A 15,057-nucleotide genomic window follows, 5' to 3' on the forward strand; every position below is an offset into this window, starting at 1 on the left:
TTAATGTGGGAGCGAGCTTGCTCGCGATGGCGGTGGAACTGTCACATAGATGGTGGATGTCATGCCCTCATCGCGAGCAAGCTCGCTCCCACAGGGATTTCATCCACAGAAAGTTACTCAGTGCTGCCGAGCCCTTGCCAATGCTTGAGGCCGATAAAGATAAACCGCAACTGCTGGGTGATTTTCGCCTGGGGCGTGAGGTGCTCTGGCAAGGCTTCGGCTGGCGGATCGATGATGTCCGGCAGGGTGGCGAACACGCTCTTGACGATCAGATCCGCCATGACGCTCAGGTCGGCGATGTCCAGATGCTGCAGTTTCGGCATCAGTGACAAATCCGCCGCCAGGTCCGAGCTGATGTTTTCACGCAAACGGCCGATGGCCTGGCGCACCGGCACTGAACCGCCGTACTGCTCACGGGCAAGAAACAGGAACTGCGAACGGTTGGCGCTAACCACATCAAGAAAGATCCGCACCGAGGCATCGATGATGCCGCCCATTACGAATTCGTTGTGTCGTACCAGGCGAATGGTTTCGCGGAATGTCTGGCCGACTTCGCTGACCAGTACCAGGCCCAATTCATCCATATCGGCAAAATGGCGGTAGAAACCGGTCGGTACGATGCCGGCGGTTTTCGCGACTTCGCGCAGGCTCAGGCTGCCGAATCCTCGGCCGCCATCCATCAGGCGCCGGGCAGCGTCCATCAGGGCGTTACGGGTTTGTTGTTTCTGTTCGGCGCGGGGCAGCATCGCAAGGGCGTTTTCTGGACAGGGACGCGGCGCACTCTAGCAAATCGGCTTTGTCGGCGTCGAACGACTGTGGGGGGATCACGCGGGGATGTGTGGCATCTATCGAGCGGGCCTATGAAAATTCAAAAGCCCAATCCGGGGATTGGGCTTTTTTTCAAGGCGGCCATGGAGCTTAGCTCACGGCGCTGTTGCGTTCGATCACGCGGTCACCACCGCCTTCAGCAAGGGTTTGACCTTGTGGAGTGCGATCCGAACCGTCGGCGGCAAGGGTCTGACCTTGTGGAGTACGGTCGGAACCATCAGCAGCCAGGGTTTGACCTTGTGGGGTGCGATCCGAACCGTCAGCGGCAAGGGTCTGGCCTTGTGGGGTACGATCGGAACCATCGGCAGCCAGGGTTTGGCCCTGTGGAGTACGGTCCGAGCCATCCTGAGTAATCAGGCCTTTTTCTTTCAGGCGATCATTACCGCCTTCGGCAAGGGTCTGGCCTTGTGGGGTGCGGTCGGAACCATCGGCGGCGACGGTCTGGCTGAACACCGAGTGGTCTTGTTTCACTTGTGGGGTGGCCTGGTCAGCCGCTGGCAGGGCAAAGGCAGTGCTGGCCAGCATCGAAAGTGTAAGGCTAAGCAGTAGTTGGCGTTTCATGATTGTTTTGCTCCGTGGGGGTGCGAATAAGTGGGCACGAGAGCAATGCTACTCTCGATAAATCGATATGAAAGTTCATAAACGCAATGGTAATAATCAACGGAATTGATTGTTTGCTGCGGAGGCCCTAGGCCGGGCGTTTCCGGCGAGTTGTCTTGCACTTTTGTGGGTGTTTTCGACCCACCTGTGTTGTGCAAAAGTGCAGGTCCGGTAACGCAGGTCGACCGGCTGGTCAGTATTGGACTGGGCGAAATCGGCGAAATCGGTCTACCGATTAAACCTGTCGGGTTTTTATCAGTCGTAATTTGCATGGCGAGCCGTTTGCGGCTCACCGTTTCACATGTGCGTCGCAGTCGGGGCGCCCGGTCGTATCAGGAGCCCTGTGCAATGACGCGCACTCAAAAGACGTTGGTCTGGACCCTTTCCACTTTCCTTACCTTGTTGGTGATGCTGGTGCTGATCATCGTGTTCTTCGACTGGAACCGGATCAAAGCGCCGCTCAACGCCAAAGTTTCCGAAGAGCTGCACCGCGCTTTCGCCATCAACGGCAATCTGTCGGTGGTCTGGCAACCCGAGCCCGATGAAGGCGGCTGGCGCGCCTGGGTACCGTGGCCTCATGTGGTGGCCGAAGACTTGAGCCTGGGCAATCCCGATTGGTCGAAACAGCCACAGATGGTCACCCTCAAACGGGTGGAGCTGCGTATTTCACCCCTGGCATTGCTGGCGCAGCGGGTGGTGATCCCGCGTATCGATCTCACCGAGCCCAATGCCCACCTGCAACGCCTGGCTGACGGGCGCGCCAACTGGACCTTCAAACTCGACCCAAAGGGCCCGAGCGCCGAGCCTTCGAGCTGGGTGGTGGATATCGGAGCGATCGGCTTTGACAAGGGGCATGTCACCCTCGACGACCAGAACCTGAAGACCCAACTCGACGTACTGATCGATCCATTGGGCAAGCCGATTCCGTTCAGCGATATCGTCGGCGACAAAGCGGCGAAAGCCGCGCAGGAGAAGGGTTCGTCACCCCAGGACTATGCATTCGCCCTCAAGGTCAACGGCCAGTACCACGGCCAGAAACTCGCGGGCCAGGGCAAGATTGGCGGGCTGTTGGCGTTGCAGGACGCGGCACGGCCGTTTCCGCTTCAGGCACAGGTAAAAATCGCCGATTCCAGCGTCGAACTGGCCGGCACCCTGACCGATCCGCTGAACCTCGGCGCCCTGGACCTGCGCCTGAAATTGGCCGGTACCAGTCTGGGCAATCTCTACCCGCTGACCGGCGTGATCCTGCCGGACACGCCACCCTATGCCACCGACGGCCATCTGATCGCCAAGTTACACGAGCCGGGTGGCGCGGTATTCCACTATGAAGAATTCAACGGCAAGATCGGTGAAAGTGACATCCATGGCAACCTGACCTACGTGGCCAGCCAGCCACGGCCAAAGCTCAGCGGTTCGCTGTTATCCAATCAATTGCTGTTCGCTGACCTGGCACCGCTGATTGGTGCCGACTCCAACGCCGAGCAGAAGGCCCGAGGCGGTGACAGCAAACAACCGGCGGACAAAGTGCTGCCGGTCGAAGAGTTCAAGACCGATCGCTGGCGCGATATGGACGCCGATGTCGAGTTCACCGGCAAGCGCATCGTGCACAGCGAAAAACTGCCGTTCAACGATCTCTATACCCATCTGGTACTCACCGATGGCGTGCTCAGCCTCGAGCCGCTGCGTTTCGGCGTGGCCGGCGGCAAGCTGGATGCGCAGATTCGCCTGAACGGCCACACCGATCCGCTGGAGGGCCATGCCAAACTCACGGCGCGAGGCTTCAAGCTCAAGCAGTTGTTCCCCGGCTTTGAACCGATGAAAACCAGTTTCGGCGAACTCAACGGCGACGGTGATATCAGCGGGCACGGCAATTCGGTGGCTAAACTGCTGGGCAGCGCCAATGGCAATCTGAAAATGCTGATCAACGATGGTGCTATCAGTCGCGAATTGATGGAGTTGGCCGGGCTGAACGTCGGCAACTACGTGGTCGGCAAGATCTTTGGCGACAAGGAAGTGAAGATCAACTGCGCCGCCGCCGACTTCGGCATCCAGTCCGGCCTGGCGAGTACCCGCTTGTTTGTGTTCGACACCGAGAACGCCATTGTTTACATCGATGGCACGGCGAACATGGCGACCGAACAACTGGACCTGACCATCACCCCGGAATCAAAGGGCTGGCGTTTGATTTCGTTGCGTTCGCCGCTGTACGTGCGGGGCAAGTTCATCAAGCCCGATGCGGGGGTCAAGGCCGTGCCGTTGATGTTGCGTGGAGCCGGGATGGTCGCGTTAGGCGTGATCGCCGCACCGGCGGCAGGGTTGTTGGCGCTGATAGCGCCGAGTGGCGGCGAGCCGAACCAGTGCGCGCCGTTGCTGGAGCAGATGAAGGCGGGCAAGGCGCCGAAGACCGTAAAAAACTGAATATGTTGGTGAGCAGTGTTCAAGCGCCCCCGACTCCGGGTCGCTTGAACGTCCGGCGAGGCTAGATTATTCAACTCAAGCCGGTGGGCGCATGGATTTGCAATAACTCCGTTTCCATCCTGTTACCCAGTTTCTTGAGGACGTCATCTCTTACGCGATTGTATTGGCGCCCATCCAGCAAACTACTCATTAGCCAAATGTTGGTCTTGTGTTCGTTGGTGCTATTCAAAACCGGCTGGTCGAGAATATCTATTGCAATCTTTTGGGCTGTTTCGAACGCCACTTGCAGAGTTACCACGGTTTTATCGTTGCGAATAATCGTCAGCAGAACAGCCGTTGAAACCAATATGTCCGTGGTGGTGTTGCTCACAATAGCGTTTCTTTGAAGTTGCTCGACGATTACCCTGATCGCCGGTGAGTCAGGCTGGAGTTTTGCCAGTTGAGCAAATGCGATAGCTAGCGCTTGCCGTTCATCTTGTGGCAGGGCACTCCCGGCGCTTTGTTCAATAATATTAAATAGGCTACTGTGTTTAAATTCGAATTGCTGGGTCGCCCGGCTATTGACCGTCCAGCCAATTTTTTGAACGGTATCAGTATAGGTTGGCCAGGAAATCTCACGGTTTCTGCTTTTTTGTGCTGCCACCAGTTCGCCTAGCAGGCTAGACGCTAGAATATCTTTTTTAAAGCTGTCAGTGTGCAGACCGTAGAAGATCGTTATGTTGCCATTAACCAACCAAGTATCAATTGTTGTTTTTTTCATATTTTTACCTACGCGCAGGTGGGCGCAAGAAGTTGTTTAAATCGGCCTGCTATGGCCGATTTAAACATTTCATTGGTTGTTAGAAATCAGGCAATTCATCAATGAATTTTTTACCGCTTTCGCTAAATTTCCTGTACAGGTCGCCACGCAGGCCTGAAAACGTTTTAGTGTCCAGGTAAGTGCGCACAGCACCCGTTTTCATCGTGGTGGACTGGCGGGTCGATTTCCAGAACAGAATACCGCGGGTGCTCTCCCTTGCATCCAGGGAGATGCAGTTGAGGACCATGTTTGGTTGCCCACCGTTATCAAGCCAGATCGGTGCGATATCGAATTTTGCCTGGGTGCCCAGCTTAGAGTTACGATCAAAAATCTTAATGGCATCGGGACTTTTCTGCACCGCCTCAACGGCCTTTTTCGCAACATCAGCCAGGATTTTAGCCGCATTACTACCAATCAATCCTGCAGCCACTTCCAGGGCAACCTGATCCATTGTCAGGCCAACTCTCTTGACTGTGACCTCCTGGATGTTCCGGTTTTGAGTCACCCAGCCCAGTTTGCTCAGGCCGTCAACATAGTAGCGATACCATTCGAAGAGTTGCTCATCTTTGGGGAAGAGTTTGGTGGCGGCGTTTTGCATGACCAGTTTGCACAAATTGACGTCGTCGATGATTTCCTGCGAAACGCCGGGCAGGAAGGCATTGATAGTATCAGGCATGACGCTGGCGGTTGGTTTGTCGATATCATGTTCAGGTTTGCTCGAGAGCGTAGAAAATACAGGTGCCGAGCGCTGCGTGATGATAGGTAATGCTGGCAGGGAATCAATAAATTCGAGTCGTTGTTCAAGTAGCATGAAAGTAATCCTTTACTTATTGGTGTGAGCAGCCGGCTGGCTGTGGTTGTTAGAGTAGGTTTATAGATTTAAAAGTCTAGTTTTGGTTTGTAACTTCAGGTTTTAGTTGTGTTTGTTATTCGGCGTTTGTGATTGTTCTAATTCGTAGTGGTGAACTTAAGCAGTCGTTAAACTTGAAACACTTGAACTGTTGTCGAGGCGCTGATCAGCGCACCGCATGCCCGGACAACAATGCCTCCTCACGCAACCACGCAAAAAAAGCCCGAACCGGTGGATGTCGCTCACGCCCCGGCACGCACAGTGCGCTGTAGCCGGCTCCATCGACCTGGATTTCCCCCCGGTACGGCAACAACAGACCACTGGCCACGCTTTCCGACACCAGAATATTGCTTGCCAGCACCAGGCCTTGGCCGGCAATCGCCGCTTGCAGGGCGTAATGCTCTTCGTCGTATTCGCGCACGGCCGGCCGACCGCCCAGCCAGGTTTCGCCGGAGCGAGCGCACCAGGCCTCCCAGCCGTGGGCATAGAGTTTGGAGTTGTGCCAGCGCACGCTGATCAGCGTCGGAGCGCGACTCGACGCCAGGGCCACTTGTTCAGGCGAACCGTAGACACCAAAGGACTCATCGAACAGGCACTGGCCGTAAAGGTTGGGGTAATCATCGAGGCTGTAGCGCAGCACCAGGTCGACACTGGCGTCCTGATGCAGATCGATGACTTCGCAGTGGGTATCGAGGCGCACGTTGATGTTCGGGTGTCGGGCGTAGAAACGTCCCAACCTTGGCACCAGCCACAGGGCGGCGAAGGCGGCGGTAGTGGAGACCGTCAGGCTGGCGCCACTGCGTTGCGGACGCAGTGTATCGACACTTTGCGCCACTTCCAGAAAAGCCCCATGCAGGCTCTGGAACAGCCGTTCGCCGCATTCGGTCAGGCGCACCTGGCGTGGCAGACGCTCGAACAATGGCACGCCGAGCCAACTTTCCAGTGAGCGGATCTGGTGGGACACCGCCGTCGGCGTCACCGAGAGTTCTTCGGCAGCAGCCTTGAAGCTCAGCAGGCGTGAGGCTGATTCAAAAGCGCGCAGGGCGGTCAGCGGCAACGAGGCGAACATTGAACACTCCATGGATGAAATAGATTCATCCAGACTGATTTCTGCTCATTTGAGCGAGGACGGTAGTGAGCCTCAAGCTGCAAGCCACAAGCCGTTTGAGTTTAGCCCTGAGGAGAGACAGATGAGTAGAATTCTTGCTGTTCATGCCAGCCCCCGTGGTGATCGTTCGCACTCCCGCCGTTTGGCCGAAGTGTTTCTGGCGGCCTGGCAGGCCCGTCATCCACACGCGCAACTGACCCGACGCGAAGTCGGTCGGGCGCTGATTCCGCCGGTCAACGAGGCATTCGTGGCCGCCGCGTTTTACCCCGAGCCCGCCGCTCGGCCGCTGTCGATGCAGGCCGATCTGGCGTTCAGCGACGAACTGGTCGGCGAACTGCTTGGCCATGATGTGCTGGTGATTTCCACGCCGATGCACAACTTCAGCGTCCCCAGCGGCTTGAAAGCCTGGATCGATCAGATCGTGCGGGTGGGGGTGACCTTCGATCACACCCTGGACAATGGCGTGGCCCAGTACCAACCTTTGGTGCAGGGCAAAAAAGCCCTGATCATCACCAGCCGTGGCGGCTTCGGTTTTGGCCCGGGCGGCGAGCTGGAAGCCATGAACCATGCCGACACGCTACTGCGTACGGTGCTTGGATTCATTGGCATCACGGACGTCACCGTGGTGGCTGCCGAGGGCGAGGAGTCCGCCGAGCGCAGCTTTCAAATCTCTGCCGCCGAGGCTGAGCAGCGCTTGTTGGCGCTGGCCGGAGAGTTCTAGATGGCCTGGCTGTTTCTGCTGGTCGCCGCCGGGTTCGAAGTCACCTTCGCCATGGGCATGAAGTACGCCGAGGGCTTCACCCGGCTCTGGCCTTCGCTGGTCACCGTAGTGGCCGCTGTGGGCGGGATCTATTTTCTGACCCTGGCCATGCGCGAGCTGCCGGTGAGCATTGCGTACCCGATCTGGACCGCCATCGGTTCGCTGGGCACGGTGTTTCTCGGTTTCGCGCTGCTGGGTGAAAGCCTGACCGTGATCAAACTGGTCTCGGTCGGGCTGATCGTGGCGGGCGTGGTAGGGTTGAAGTAGGGCGGATGACATAGACTTGTCATCTTCGCTGGTGATGCTTGGCGGATGTCTTGCATCCAGCCTTGCGTCACCGCCCGACCACAAGGATGTCCGCCCATGTCGCAAGGTTCTGCCCCGCGCTACCCGCTGGTGTTGGTCCCGGGGATGCTCGGGTTCATCCGGTTGGTGCTTTATCCGTATTGGTACGGGATCGTCGAGGCGTTGCGCCATGGCGGTGCGGTGGTGTTCGCGGTGCAGGTCTCGCCGCTTAACTCGAACGAAGTGCGGGGCGAGCAATTGCTGGCGCGTATCGAAGAAATCCTGCGGGAAACCGGGGCCGACAAGGTCAACCTGATCGGCCATAGCCAGGGCTCGCTGACCGCCCGTTATGCAGCGGCCAAGCGCCCGGACCTGGTTGCATCGGTGACCTCGGTGGCGGGGCCGAACCACGGTTCGGAGCTCGCCGATTACCTGCACGAACATTATCCCCACGAGAGCGTCCGTGGTCGTCTGCTGTGCTTTTTGCTGCGGATCGTCGGCGCGCTGATGGGGTGGCTGGATACCGGTTACCGCGGGCCGAAGCTGCCGGTGGATATCCATGCGTCCCATCACTCCCTCACCAGCGCTGGCGTCGCGCTGTTCAACCAGCGTTATCCACAGGGGCTGCCCGACACCTGGGGCGGTCATGGGCCGGAAGAGGTCAACGGCGTGCGCTATTACTCCTGGTCCGGCACCTTGCAACCGGGCATTACCGATCGCGGGCGCAACTTGCTGGATGGCACCAACCGCAGCTGTCGGTTATTCGCTAAAACCTTCGTCCGCGAAGCCGGGCATTGCGACGGCATGGTCGGGCGCTACAGCTCGCACTTGGGCACGGTGATTGGCGATGAGTATCCGCTGGATCACTTCGATATCGTCAACCAGTCGCTGGGGCTGGTGGGCAAGGGGGCTGAGCCGATCCGGTTATTTGTCGAGCATGCGGCGCGGTTGAATGCGGCGGGGCTTTAGACCGAGTTATCGTTCATCGCGGGCAAGCCCGCTCCCACAGGTTTTCGGTCGTTCGCAACAGACGGGTTCGACACAACACCTGTGGGAGCGAGCTTGCTCGCGATGGCGTCAGATCAGGCAACACTGACCTTGCGCCCCAACACCGTCGTCCAACGCTCGGAAACGATCACCCCGCCCAAGGTCAACACCCCGCCCACCAGGTGATACATCGCCAGTTGCTCATGCAGCACCACCGCCGCAATCAATGCGGTAATCAGCGGCAGCAAATTGAAAAACTGCGTGGTCCGGCTCGGTCCCAAACGCACCACGGCCTGCATCCACGCCAGCGGCGCGACCATCGAAGCCAGCAGGCAGGCGTACAGCACCAGTGGAATGTTCTGCAGGGTCGGGCCGACTTTCGGTGAGGCGATGAACAGCGGGAACAGCACCACCACGGCCACCAGCACCTGCAGATACAGAAGCACCAGCGGCGGCAGTTTCAGTTGCCACTTTTTCAACAGGGTGCTGTAGACCGCGTAGGCCAGGGTGGCGATCAGCATCATCGCATCGCCCAGGTTGACCCCGTGTTCGAGCAGTGCGCCAAGGCTGCCGGACGACACCACCACCAGTACACCTGCAAACGACAGCACCGCACCGGCCAGGGCACCCATGGTCAGGCGCTGGCCGAGGCTGATGATCGCCATGGCGAGCGACATCAGTGGCATCAGCGACAGGATGATGCCCATGTTGGTGGCCGAGGTCAGGCTCGCGGCGAAGTACGCCAGGCTTTGATAGACCGCCATGCCGAGCACACCGAGGACAAAGATCTTGCCCAGTTTCGGGCGGATCTGCGACCAATGGGCGAGCACCGGTTTGAGCATGAAGGGCGTGAACAGCATCCCGGCCAGCAGCCAGCGGTAGAAACCGATCTCGGCGGGGAAGATCGCCCCGGCCGACATTTTGGTGATCACGGTGTTGCCGGCCCAGATAAAAATGGCCAGCAGGGGATAAGCGTATTGCATCGGGAAAAACCAGAACGTTAATGAAGGGCAATTATCCGCTTGTCTGGATGCAAGCCTATACTTCGATCCAGACAACCGGCCCCTGATGACGGACAGCATGCGCAGTAAACACATCGATCTGCTGGATTTCAGCGAATTGCCTTCGGCGGTGTACTTCCGCTACGCCGATTTCAATACCCACGAATTCGCCGCTGCGCACCGTCATCCGTGGGGCACTCTGGAGTATGCGGCCCACGGGGTGTTGCACATGGATGTCGACGGCAGCCGTTTCCTCTCGCCGCCGCAATACGCGGTGTGGGTGCCCCCCGAAATCGAGCACAGTTTCTACAGCCACCAGCCGATCAACTACCGTGCCGTTTGCCTGGCGCCGGCGGTCTGCGAGGATCTGCCACAACAGGCCTGCACGCTCGCCATCAGTGACATCCTCAAGGCGATCCTCAAGGACTTCGCCGTCCGTGACGTCAAGATTCCCGAGCAGGCCGCGGATAAACGCCTGGCTCAGGTTCTGGTGGATCAGTTGCAACAGGCGCCGGTGCATGAGTGTTACCTGCCCTATGCCAGCACACCGGGACTGCTGGGCATATGCGAGGCCCTGCAAGCCGAACCCGGTGACAACCGGCCCTTGGCGCATTGGGCGGCGCAGGTTCACGTCAGTGAACGGACCCTGGCGCGGCAGTTTGTCCGCGAGTTGGGCATGAGTTTTGGTGAGTGGCGTCAGCGTCTGCGATTCCTGGCCGCGATTGAAGCACTGGACAGCCATCGCAGCATTCAGGAAATCGCCTTCGACATGGGCTACAGCACCGGTTCGGCGTTTATCGCGATGTTCCAGCGTCAGGCCGGGTGCACGCCCGACTACTATCGACGCAACAAGAAGTTTTAACGCACTCGTTAAGAATTTTCATACAGCATTATCCGAAACAAACTTCATGGGAACAGAATTGGGGCGCTGTAGGCTTCGATCCTCTCTCTAAGTTTGCGAGTAATGATTGTGAAAAATTTGTTGTTGAAGTCTGCGAGTAGCCAAGATTATTTCGATATAAACCAAGAGCACAGTACTCACTACAACTTTATCAAAAGCGCCATTCCCGACTGGATTGTCGATTCTTCGCTTCAGCGGGTGGGTGATTTACGCAACACACCCAAAGTTATTCCCGCCTGGAGCAAAGCGGCGTCCCATACGGAGCATGTGGCAGCGAAAGAAGCCACAAAGGTCAGTTGGCAGGCGCAGAACCAGGTCGACCGGATGCTCGGGAAGCTGCAAGATGCCGAATCCTTTGCCCTGCCACTGCTGACCAATGCCCTCAAGAAGCAATTCGGTGTAGTGGTCGATGTTCGTGAAATTTTTCTGCGGTTGTATTTTTCGGCTAAAACATCCGCTTGGGCATTCAATGTCACCGGCGGTGTCGGCAGTCGAACTGTCTCGTTACTTAACGCGTCTCTGCAAAATTTTGCCGAGGGCGAAGTATTTACCAGCGACTCTGCATTTATCACCAGGCCCGACGACATCGGGCGGTTTGAAATAAAGAAGTTGGGAATAACGATCGAACAGTTCAAGACGCTGTGCCGAACTCTGGATATTGGGTCCCAATATAAAAAGTATCTGGAAAGTTATCTGGCTCCCGAAGGTGCCATGGTCCGGGAGGCGGTGCAGCACCGCATCGTCGCCAGTCAGAAAAGCGCCATGAAAGCTGCAGCACATCTGGCATTGATGAAGAAGGACATCGGGGCAGCGGCCTACCTGACCGTGTTGAACATGGTCCTGGGTAAAAAGGGACTGGTGTGGGATGGCGGTCCCGTGCGTTTCTACCACTTGAGCATGCTCGACACCCGTCTGACCGGGATTGTACTGATCGCCGCCGATCTCGATATCCCCGGTGCGAATGTCCGGCGCGTCATTGCCTACGTACCGCACGACCCCGAGCATCCGCTGAAAGAGTATGCCTCGACGGCCGAGTTCGCGCTCGAACTGACTCACCAGCTACGGGGCAACGATCAGGCATCCGGCGCTACCCGGCGCAGCTATCAGGCGTTTTTCAGTCGATTCGTGGATCATTACCAGCGTGGTCATTTCTTCGCCGCGCTCAACGCGAAACTGTGGGAAATCACTTACCACGGCACACAACCGGGCTCCAATCTGCCTGCCTGGCGCGAAACTCAAGTAGATCGCCCCGATTTGCGGATAGCCGCGGTATCGTTCGAAAACGATACCGTCAGCCGTTATAACGGCGATCCGTGGGTTTATCTCTATCAGCAGCAAGTTGACAAGATTTTTGCCGACGGGCGCGCGCTGGCCGTGACCACCGCCGATGCGGACAGTGCCGCACGTTGGGCGTGGATCGAAAACCTGGAAAAAATGCTCTCCGACATCATGCAGGTTGCCTTGCTCGTCGCGACCCCCTTTGTCCCGGTGCTCGGGGAGCTCATGCTGGGGTATATCGCCTATCAACTAGTAGACGGGGTCGTGGAAGGTGTCGTTGAACTCACCCAGGGCGAGTACGTTGAAGCGGCGGAGCATCTGGTCGGCGTCGCTGAAAACCTGGTTCAGTTGGGCACGTTTGCCGTGGGCGGTGCTATCGCCACTCAAGTGGTGAAGCCCAGGCTGTCGTCCTTCCTCGAAGGCGCCCGTCAAGTCACGCTCCGAAACGGTGAGCAGCGGCTATGGGGGAAAAATCTGCAGCCGTACCTGCAACAAAACCTGCGTCTGGCGACGGATTCCAAACCTGACCTTTACGGTCTGCATCAGCATCAGGGCCGGCAGATTCTGTCTTTGGACGATGATCATTTCGAACTCAAGTTCGATTCGCAAACCGGCAAACACCGGGTTCAGCATCCGACCCGTCCCGAGGCCTATCAGCCGGTGGCGGAGAGTAACGGTACTGGCGCTTTTGTAATCGAGGGTGAAACACCTCACACCTGGGATGCCGATGCGCTGATCAAGCGACTCGGTCCGTCGGTGGAGGGGTTGACCGACAAGTTCGGCGACATTCGCACTGTCAGCCGTGCCGATGTCGGTGCGCTGGTACGCATGTACGCCGATAACGAGCGGGCGATCCCTTTGCTCAGCGATACGGTGACCCGGTTCCGGATCGACCGGGATATCCACACCTTCATCCAAAACATCGGCAGCGCCCGTGCACAGGATTATTTGCAGGCCGACCCGCTCTGGCAGTTTCAATTGCTGGACGGCTTGTGGCCCGGCAGAGCGATTGAACTCAAGGGGGCCGATGGACGAGTGCTGTACGCCATCGGGGTCGATGACGAACCTGTCTCTTTCTCTGTGAACCAACTGGCGGATACCGACCTGATCGACACCTTGCTGTTGTTTCTCGATGATGCCGAGACCCGGCAACTGCTGGGTGATGAGCCTGATGCACCGATCGGCAGCCGCACACAAAATGCCATGCGTTTGAGGGGGCAACTCGCGCAATTGGCAGAGCGGCGCAAGGCCTCGTTGTTCGAAAAACGTTACCGAGATGTCGGGCAAGCCGTCAGTGCCGAGGCAAGGTTCATCCAGGGCGAGGTTCCAGGAATGCCTGGTGTCGTTGCACAAGAGCTGGTCGCGCTGGCGCGCCCGGAGGAGTTGCAGGCGCTCAAGCTGCGCAGGCTTCCCGAGCGACTGCAAGGGTGCGCCGATTGGGCGCTCAGGGACGTGCGGATCAGCCGTGCGTACGAGGGTTTTTATCTGGAGTCGGTCGACAATCCGGACTTCGACGCCCTGGCGTTGCATTCCCTGGAAAACCTGCCGGGCTGGAATGCCAATGTGAGGATCGAGCTGCGTCACTACCGTTTCGATGGCCAACAACTGGACAGCATCGGCCCCGAGGATGCCGCCATCCGGCGTACGCTCGTCTTAAGCGAAAACGGGGTGTTCCAGGCTTGCGACGAGCAAGGCAATGCCCTGCATTCGGGCGGTGATATGTTTACCTCGATCCTGCAGGCATTACCCGATGCCGAGCGTGATGCGTTGCGGATTCATATCGGTCAGGGCCCGGTCCTGAAGGCTGCATTGCGCGACCATGCCCTGAAACCCTACAGGCTGTTAAGTGTTCTTTCCGGTTTGCCGGAGTTGAAAATTCCGACGTTTGATCCTGCGATCATGCGCCTGCGTGGGGGGGCTCCTACCGTGACCGGTGAGATTGCGCAACTGCAGGACGTCGAGCAACGCAGCGTGGCTTTTGTCGACGGTGCATTCCATCCGAGCGTCCCCTCGTTTGAACGATATAACTATCTGCGCGGACTCAAGTTGATGGACGAAAGCTTGTCCGACGATTGCTGGAGCGCACTCTGGTATGGGCTCAGGAAGGCGAATGCCGAGGGCTCCGAGGCCAATCTGCGAACGGTACAAAGTATTGAAGTATTGCCCGATCTGCAAAAGCTGATGTCGCCTGAGCAGTTCGATGCATTGGTCGAGCGGTTGTTCACCGTACAGGGGTTGGTGGAGCTCACGGAGTCCGAGCGCAATCTGGGCGCCCGCGCGCGCGATCTCGAGCAAACCGGGCGTCTCGATGAATATCAGGCGCTGCAGCGCGCCGTGAGGGAAAACCTCCCGGTGTCCAGCGACCGATGGGTGCCGTTGCAGAAGTATGCCGCTGACCTTGAAAGCGACGTCACGACGGCCGCGCAGCCAATTGAAGTGACACCCCAGGTCATGGCCAATCTGCGACAGGCACAGCGTGCCATCCATCGATCCAAGGAGCTGTTGCCTCTGTCGGGCAACCAGCTGCCGAGCATCTGGGAAAACGGCGGTTCAGCGATCGCGAAAATCAAGGGGCTGCGAGGACTGGATCTGCAGGAAGGTCAATTCACAGCACGGATGTCTCTCGCCGAACATGCGCGTAAAGCCATTGAAATCAAGGGAGGCAATTGTTCGGAAAACTCCAAGGTGACCTTCGCGCTGCTGGCCAGCCAACCGAGAACCTCGCGGATCCACCTCGTCAGAGCCACCGCATTCGATCATCAGTACGTGGTCATTGGCGATGACTTGACCGATCTCAAGCAACTGGTGGTTGCCGATTCGTGGCCGGAGTTCCCTGCCGCCCATATGGCGGATAATGGTCGTTTCGAGTTTGAACTGCCCCCCATTGCAACCCTTGAACCGGGACCCGCCAACGCGGATTTTGCCTTTATCAACGATGTGCCTGCAGGCCCGGCGATGCTGCCGGAGGTTTCCCGGGACAACACCATCAGGCAGATAACCATAAACAAACTGTACCAGTCGGGGGCTTATGCTCAATTCACGTCATTGAAGACGTTGGCGACACGATACAGTGTGCCTGGGGAAGCCTGGGTGTCGTTTGAGCGGTTGCCGGGTTCCGTGATCGAAAAGCGCCTGTCAGCCTGGCGAGACTATCAACACGCCTTCAAGAACCTGCTGGAGCAACAGTCCGCTGGTACCTCACCGGGCGAATGATCATCTGTGGCTGGAGGAAGGTGTAACAA

The 15,057-nt window shown here is 57.9% G+C and carries 12 protein-coding genes; 6 read left to right on the top strand and 6 right to left on the bottom strand.

The features are described 5' to 3' along the window. Positions 1–113: 113 nt before the first annotated feature. Both AC1RP7_RS08235 and AC1RP7_RS08240 read right to left on the bottom strand, forming a co-directional pair. The gene (locus AC1RP7_RS08235) at positions 114–746 is read right to left on the bottom strand and encodes a TetR family transcriptional regulator (protein WP_057712212.1); all 633 of its coding nucleotides are present in this window, start codon (positions 744–746) and stop codon (positions 114–116) included. Positions 747–918: 172 nt separating this feature from the next. Further along, a complete protein-coding gene (locus AC1RP7_RS08240; protein ID WP_057712211.1) occupies positions 919–1,389 on the bottom strand; it encodes a hypothetical protein in 471 nt (156 codons plus the stop codon). 387 nt (positions 1,390–1,776) lie between these two features. Between AC1RP7_RS08240 and AC1RP7_RS08245 the strand changes: the two genes are divergently transcribed. Further along, the gene (locus AC1RP7_RS08245; RefSeq protein ID WP_493181584.1) at positions 1,777–3,846 is read left to right on the top strand and encodes an AsmA family protein; all 2,070 of its coding nucleotides are present in this window, start codon (positions 1,777–1,779) and stop codon (positions 3,844–3,846) included. A 70-nt stretch (positions 3,847–3,916) separates the two neighbouring features. Here AC1RP7_RS08245 and AC1RP7_RS08250 read toward each other — a convergent pair whose 3' ends face one another. The 3 genes from AC1RP7_RS08250 to AC1RP7_RS08260 all read right to left on the bottom strand — a co-directional run bounded on the left by AC1RP7_RS08250 (position 3,917) and on the right by AC1RP7_RS08260 (position 6,576). Next, a complete protein-coding gene (locus AC1RP7_RS08250) occupies positions 3,917–4,606 on the bottom strand; it encodes a hypothetical protein (RefSeq protein ID WP_493181585.1) in 690 nt (229 codons plus the stop codon). 79 nt (positions 4,607–4,685) lie between these two features. Beyond that, positions 4,686–5,456, bottom strand: coding sequence for a hypothetical protein (locus tag AC1RP7_RS08255; RefSeq protein WP_218495173.1), 771 nt, complete (start codon positions 5,454–5,456; stop codon positions 4,686–4,688). A 205-nt stretch (positions 5,457–5,661) separates the two neighbouring features. Then, on the bottom strand, positions 5,662–6,576 hold the full coding sequence (locus AC1RP7_RS08260) for a LysR substrate-binding domain-containing protein (protein ID WP_167362848.1): 915 nt from the start codon (positions 6,574–6,576) through the stop codon (positions 5,662–5,664). 109 nt (positions 6,577–6,685) lie between these two features. Between AC1RP7_RS08260 and AC1RP7_RS08265 the strand changes: the two genes are divergently transcribed. From AC1RP7_RS08265 to AC1RP7_RS08275, 3 genes are all read left to right on the top strand, one after another. Further along, positions 6,686–7,324, top strand: coding sequence for an FMN-dependent NADH-azoreductase (locus AC1RP7_RS08265; protein ID WP_493181586.1), 639 nt, complete (start codon positions 6,686–6,688; stop codon positions 7,322–7,324). Further along, complete coding sequence (locus tag AC1RP7_RS08270) at positions 7,325–7,630, top strand: DMT family transporter (protein ID WP_046039891.1); 306 nt, start codon at positions 7,325–7,327, stop codon at positions 7,628–7,630. A 96-nt stretch (positions 7,631–7,726) separates the two neighbouring features. Next, a complete protein-coding gene (locus tag AC1RP7_RS08275; RefSeq protein ID WP_340312290.1) occupies positions 7,727–8,617 on the top strand; it encodes an alpha/beta fold hydrolase in 891 nt (296 codons plus the stop codon). A 113-nt stretch (positions 8,618–8,730) separates the two neighbouring features. On the opposite strand, the gene AC1RP7_RS08280 is transcribed toward AC1RP7_RS08275, so the two are convergent. Then, positions 8,731–9,618, bottom strand: coding sequence for a DMT family transporter (locus AC1RP7_RS08280; RefSeq protein ID WP_493181587.1), 888 nt, complete (start codon positions 9,616–9,618; stop codon positions 8,731–8,733). Between the two features lie 97 nt (positions 9,619–9,715). Between AC1RP7_RS08280 and AC1RP7_RS08285 the strand changes: the two genes are divergently transcribed. Together AC1RP7_RS08285 and AC1RP7_RS08290 are read left to right on the top strand one after the other, a co-directional pair. After that, positions 9,716–10,498: an AraC family transcriptional regulator gene (locus tag AC1RP7_RS08285; RefSeq protein ID WP_057712203.1), complete on the top strand. Its 783-nt coding sequence runs from the start codon at positions 9,716–9,718 to the stop codon at positions 10,496–10,498. Between the two features lie 102 nt (positions 10,499–10,600). Next, positions 10,601–15,028 carry a dermonecrotic toxin domain-containing protein gene (locus AC1RP7_RS08290; protein ID WP_493183966.1) on the top strand — a complete coding sequence of 1,476 codons (4,428 nt, stop codon included), beginning with the start codon at positions 10,601–10,603 and terminating at the stop codon, positions 15,026–15,028. Positions 15,029–15,057 lie beyond the last annotated feature (29 nt).

The organism is Pseudomonas sp. GW822-FHT01E03 (assembly GCF_058802985.1).

Excerpts from the sequence above, each read along its gene's own strand:
- AC1RP7_RS08235 (WP_057712212.1), bottom strand. The coding sequence starts at position 746 with ATGCTGCCCCGCGCCGAACAGAAACAACAAACCCGTAACGCCCTGATG.
- AC1RP7_RS08240 (WP_057712211.1), bottom strand. The coding sequence starts at position 1,389 with ATGAAACGCCAACTACTGCTTAGCCTTACACTTTCGATGCTGGCCAGC.
- AC1RP7_RS08245 (WP_493181584.1), top strand. The coding sequence starts at position 1,777 with ATGACGCGCACTCAAAAGACGTTGGTCTGGACCCTTTCCACTTTCCTT.
- AC1RP7_RS08250 (WP_493181585.1), bottom strand. The coding sequence starts at position 4,606 with ATGAAAAAAACAACAATTGATACTTGGTTGGTTAATGGCAACATAACG.
- AC1RP7_RS08255 (WP_218495173.1), bottom strand. The coding sequence starts at position 5,456 with ATGCTACTTGAACAACGACTCGAATTTATTGATTCCCTGCCAGCATTA.
- AC1RP7_RS08260 (WP_167362848.1), bottom strand. The coding sequence starts at position 6,576 with ATGGAGTGTTCAATGTTCGCCTCGTTGCCGCTGACCGCCCTGCGCGCT.
- AC1RP7_RS08265 (WP_493181586.1), top strand. The coding sequence starts at position 6,686 with ATGAGTAGAATTCTTGCTGTTCATGCCAGCCCCCGTGGTGATCGTTCG.
- AC1RP7_RS08270 (WP_046039891.1), top strand. The coding sequence starts at position 7,325 with ATGGCCTGGCTGTTTCTGCTGGTCGCCGCCGGGTTCGAAGTCACCTTC.
- AC1RP7_RS08275 (WP_340312290.1), top strand. The coding sequence starts at position 7,727 with ATGTCGCAAGGTTCTGCCCCGCGCTACCCGCTGGTGTTGGTCCCGGGG.
- AC1RP7_RS08280 (WP_493181587.1), bottom strand. The coding sequence starts at position 9,618 with ATGCAATACGCTTATCCCCTGCTGGCCATTTTTATCTGGGCCGGCAAC.
- AC1RP7_RS08285 (WP_057712203.1), top strand. The coding sequence starts at position 9,716 with ATGCGCAGTAAACACATCGATCTGCTGGATTTCAGCGAATTGCCTTCG.
- AC1RP7_RS08290 (WP_493183966.1), top strand. The coding sequence starts at position 10,601 with ATGATTGTGAAAAATTTGTTGTTGAAGTCTGCGAGTAGCCAAGATTAT.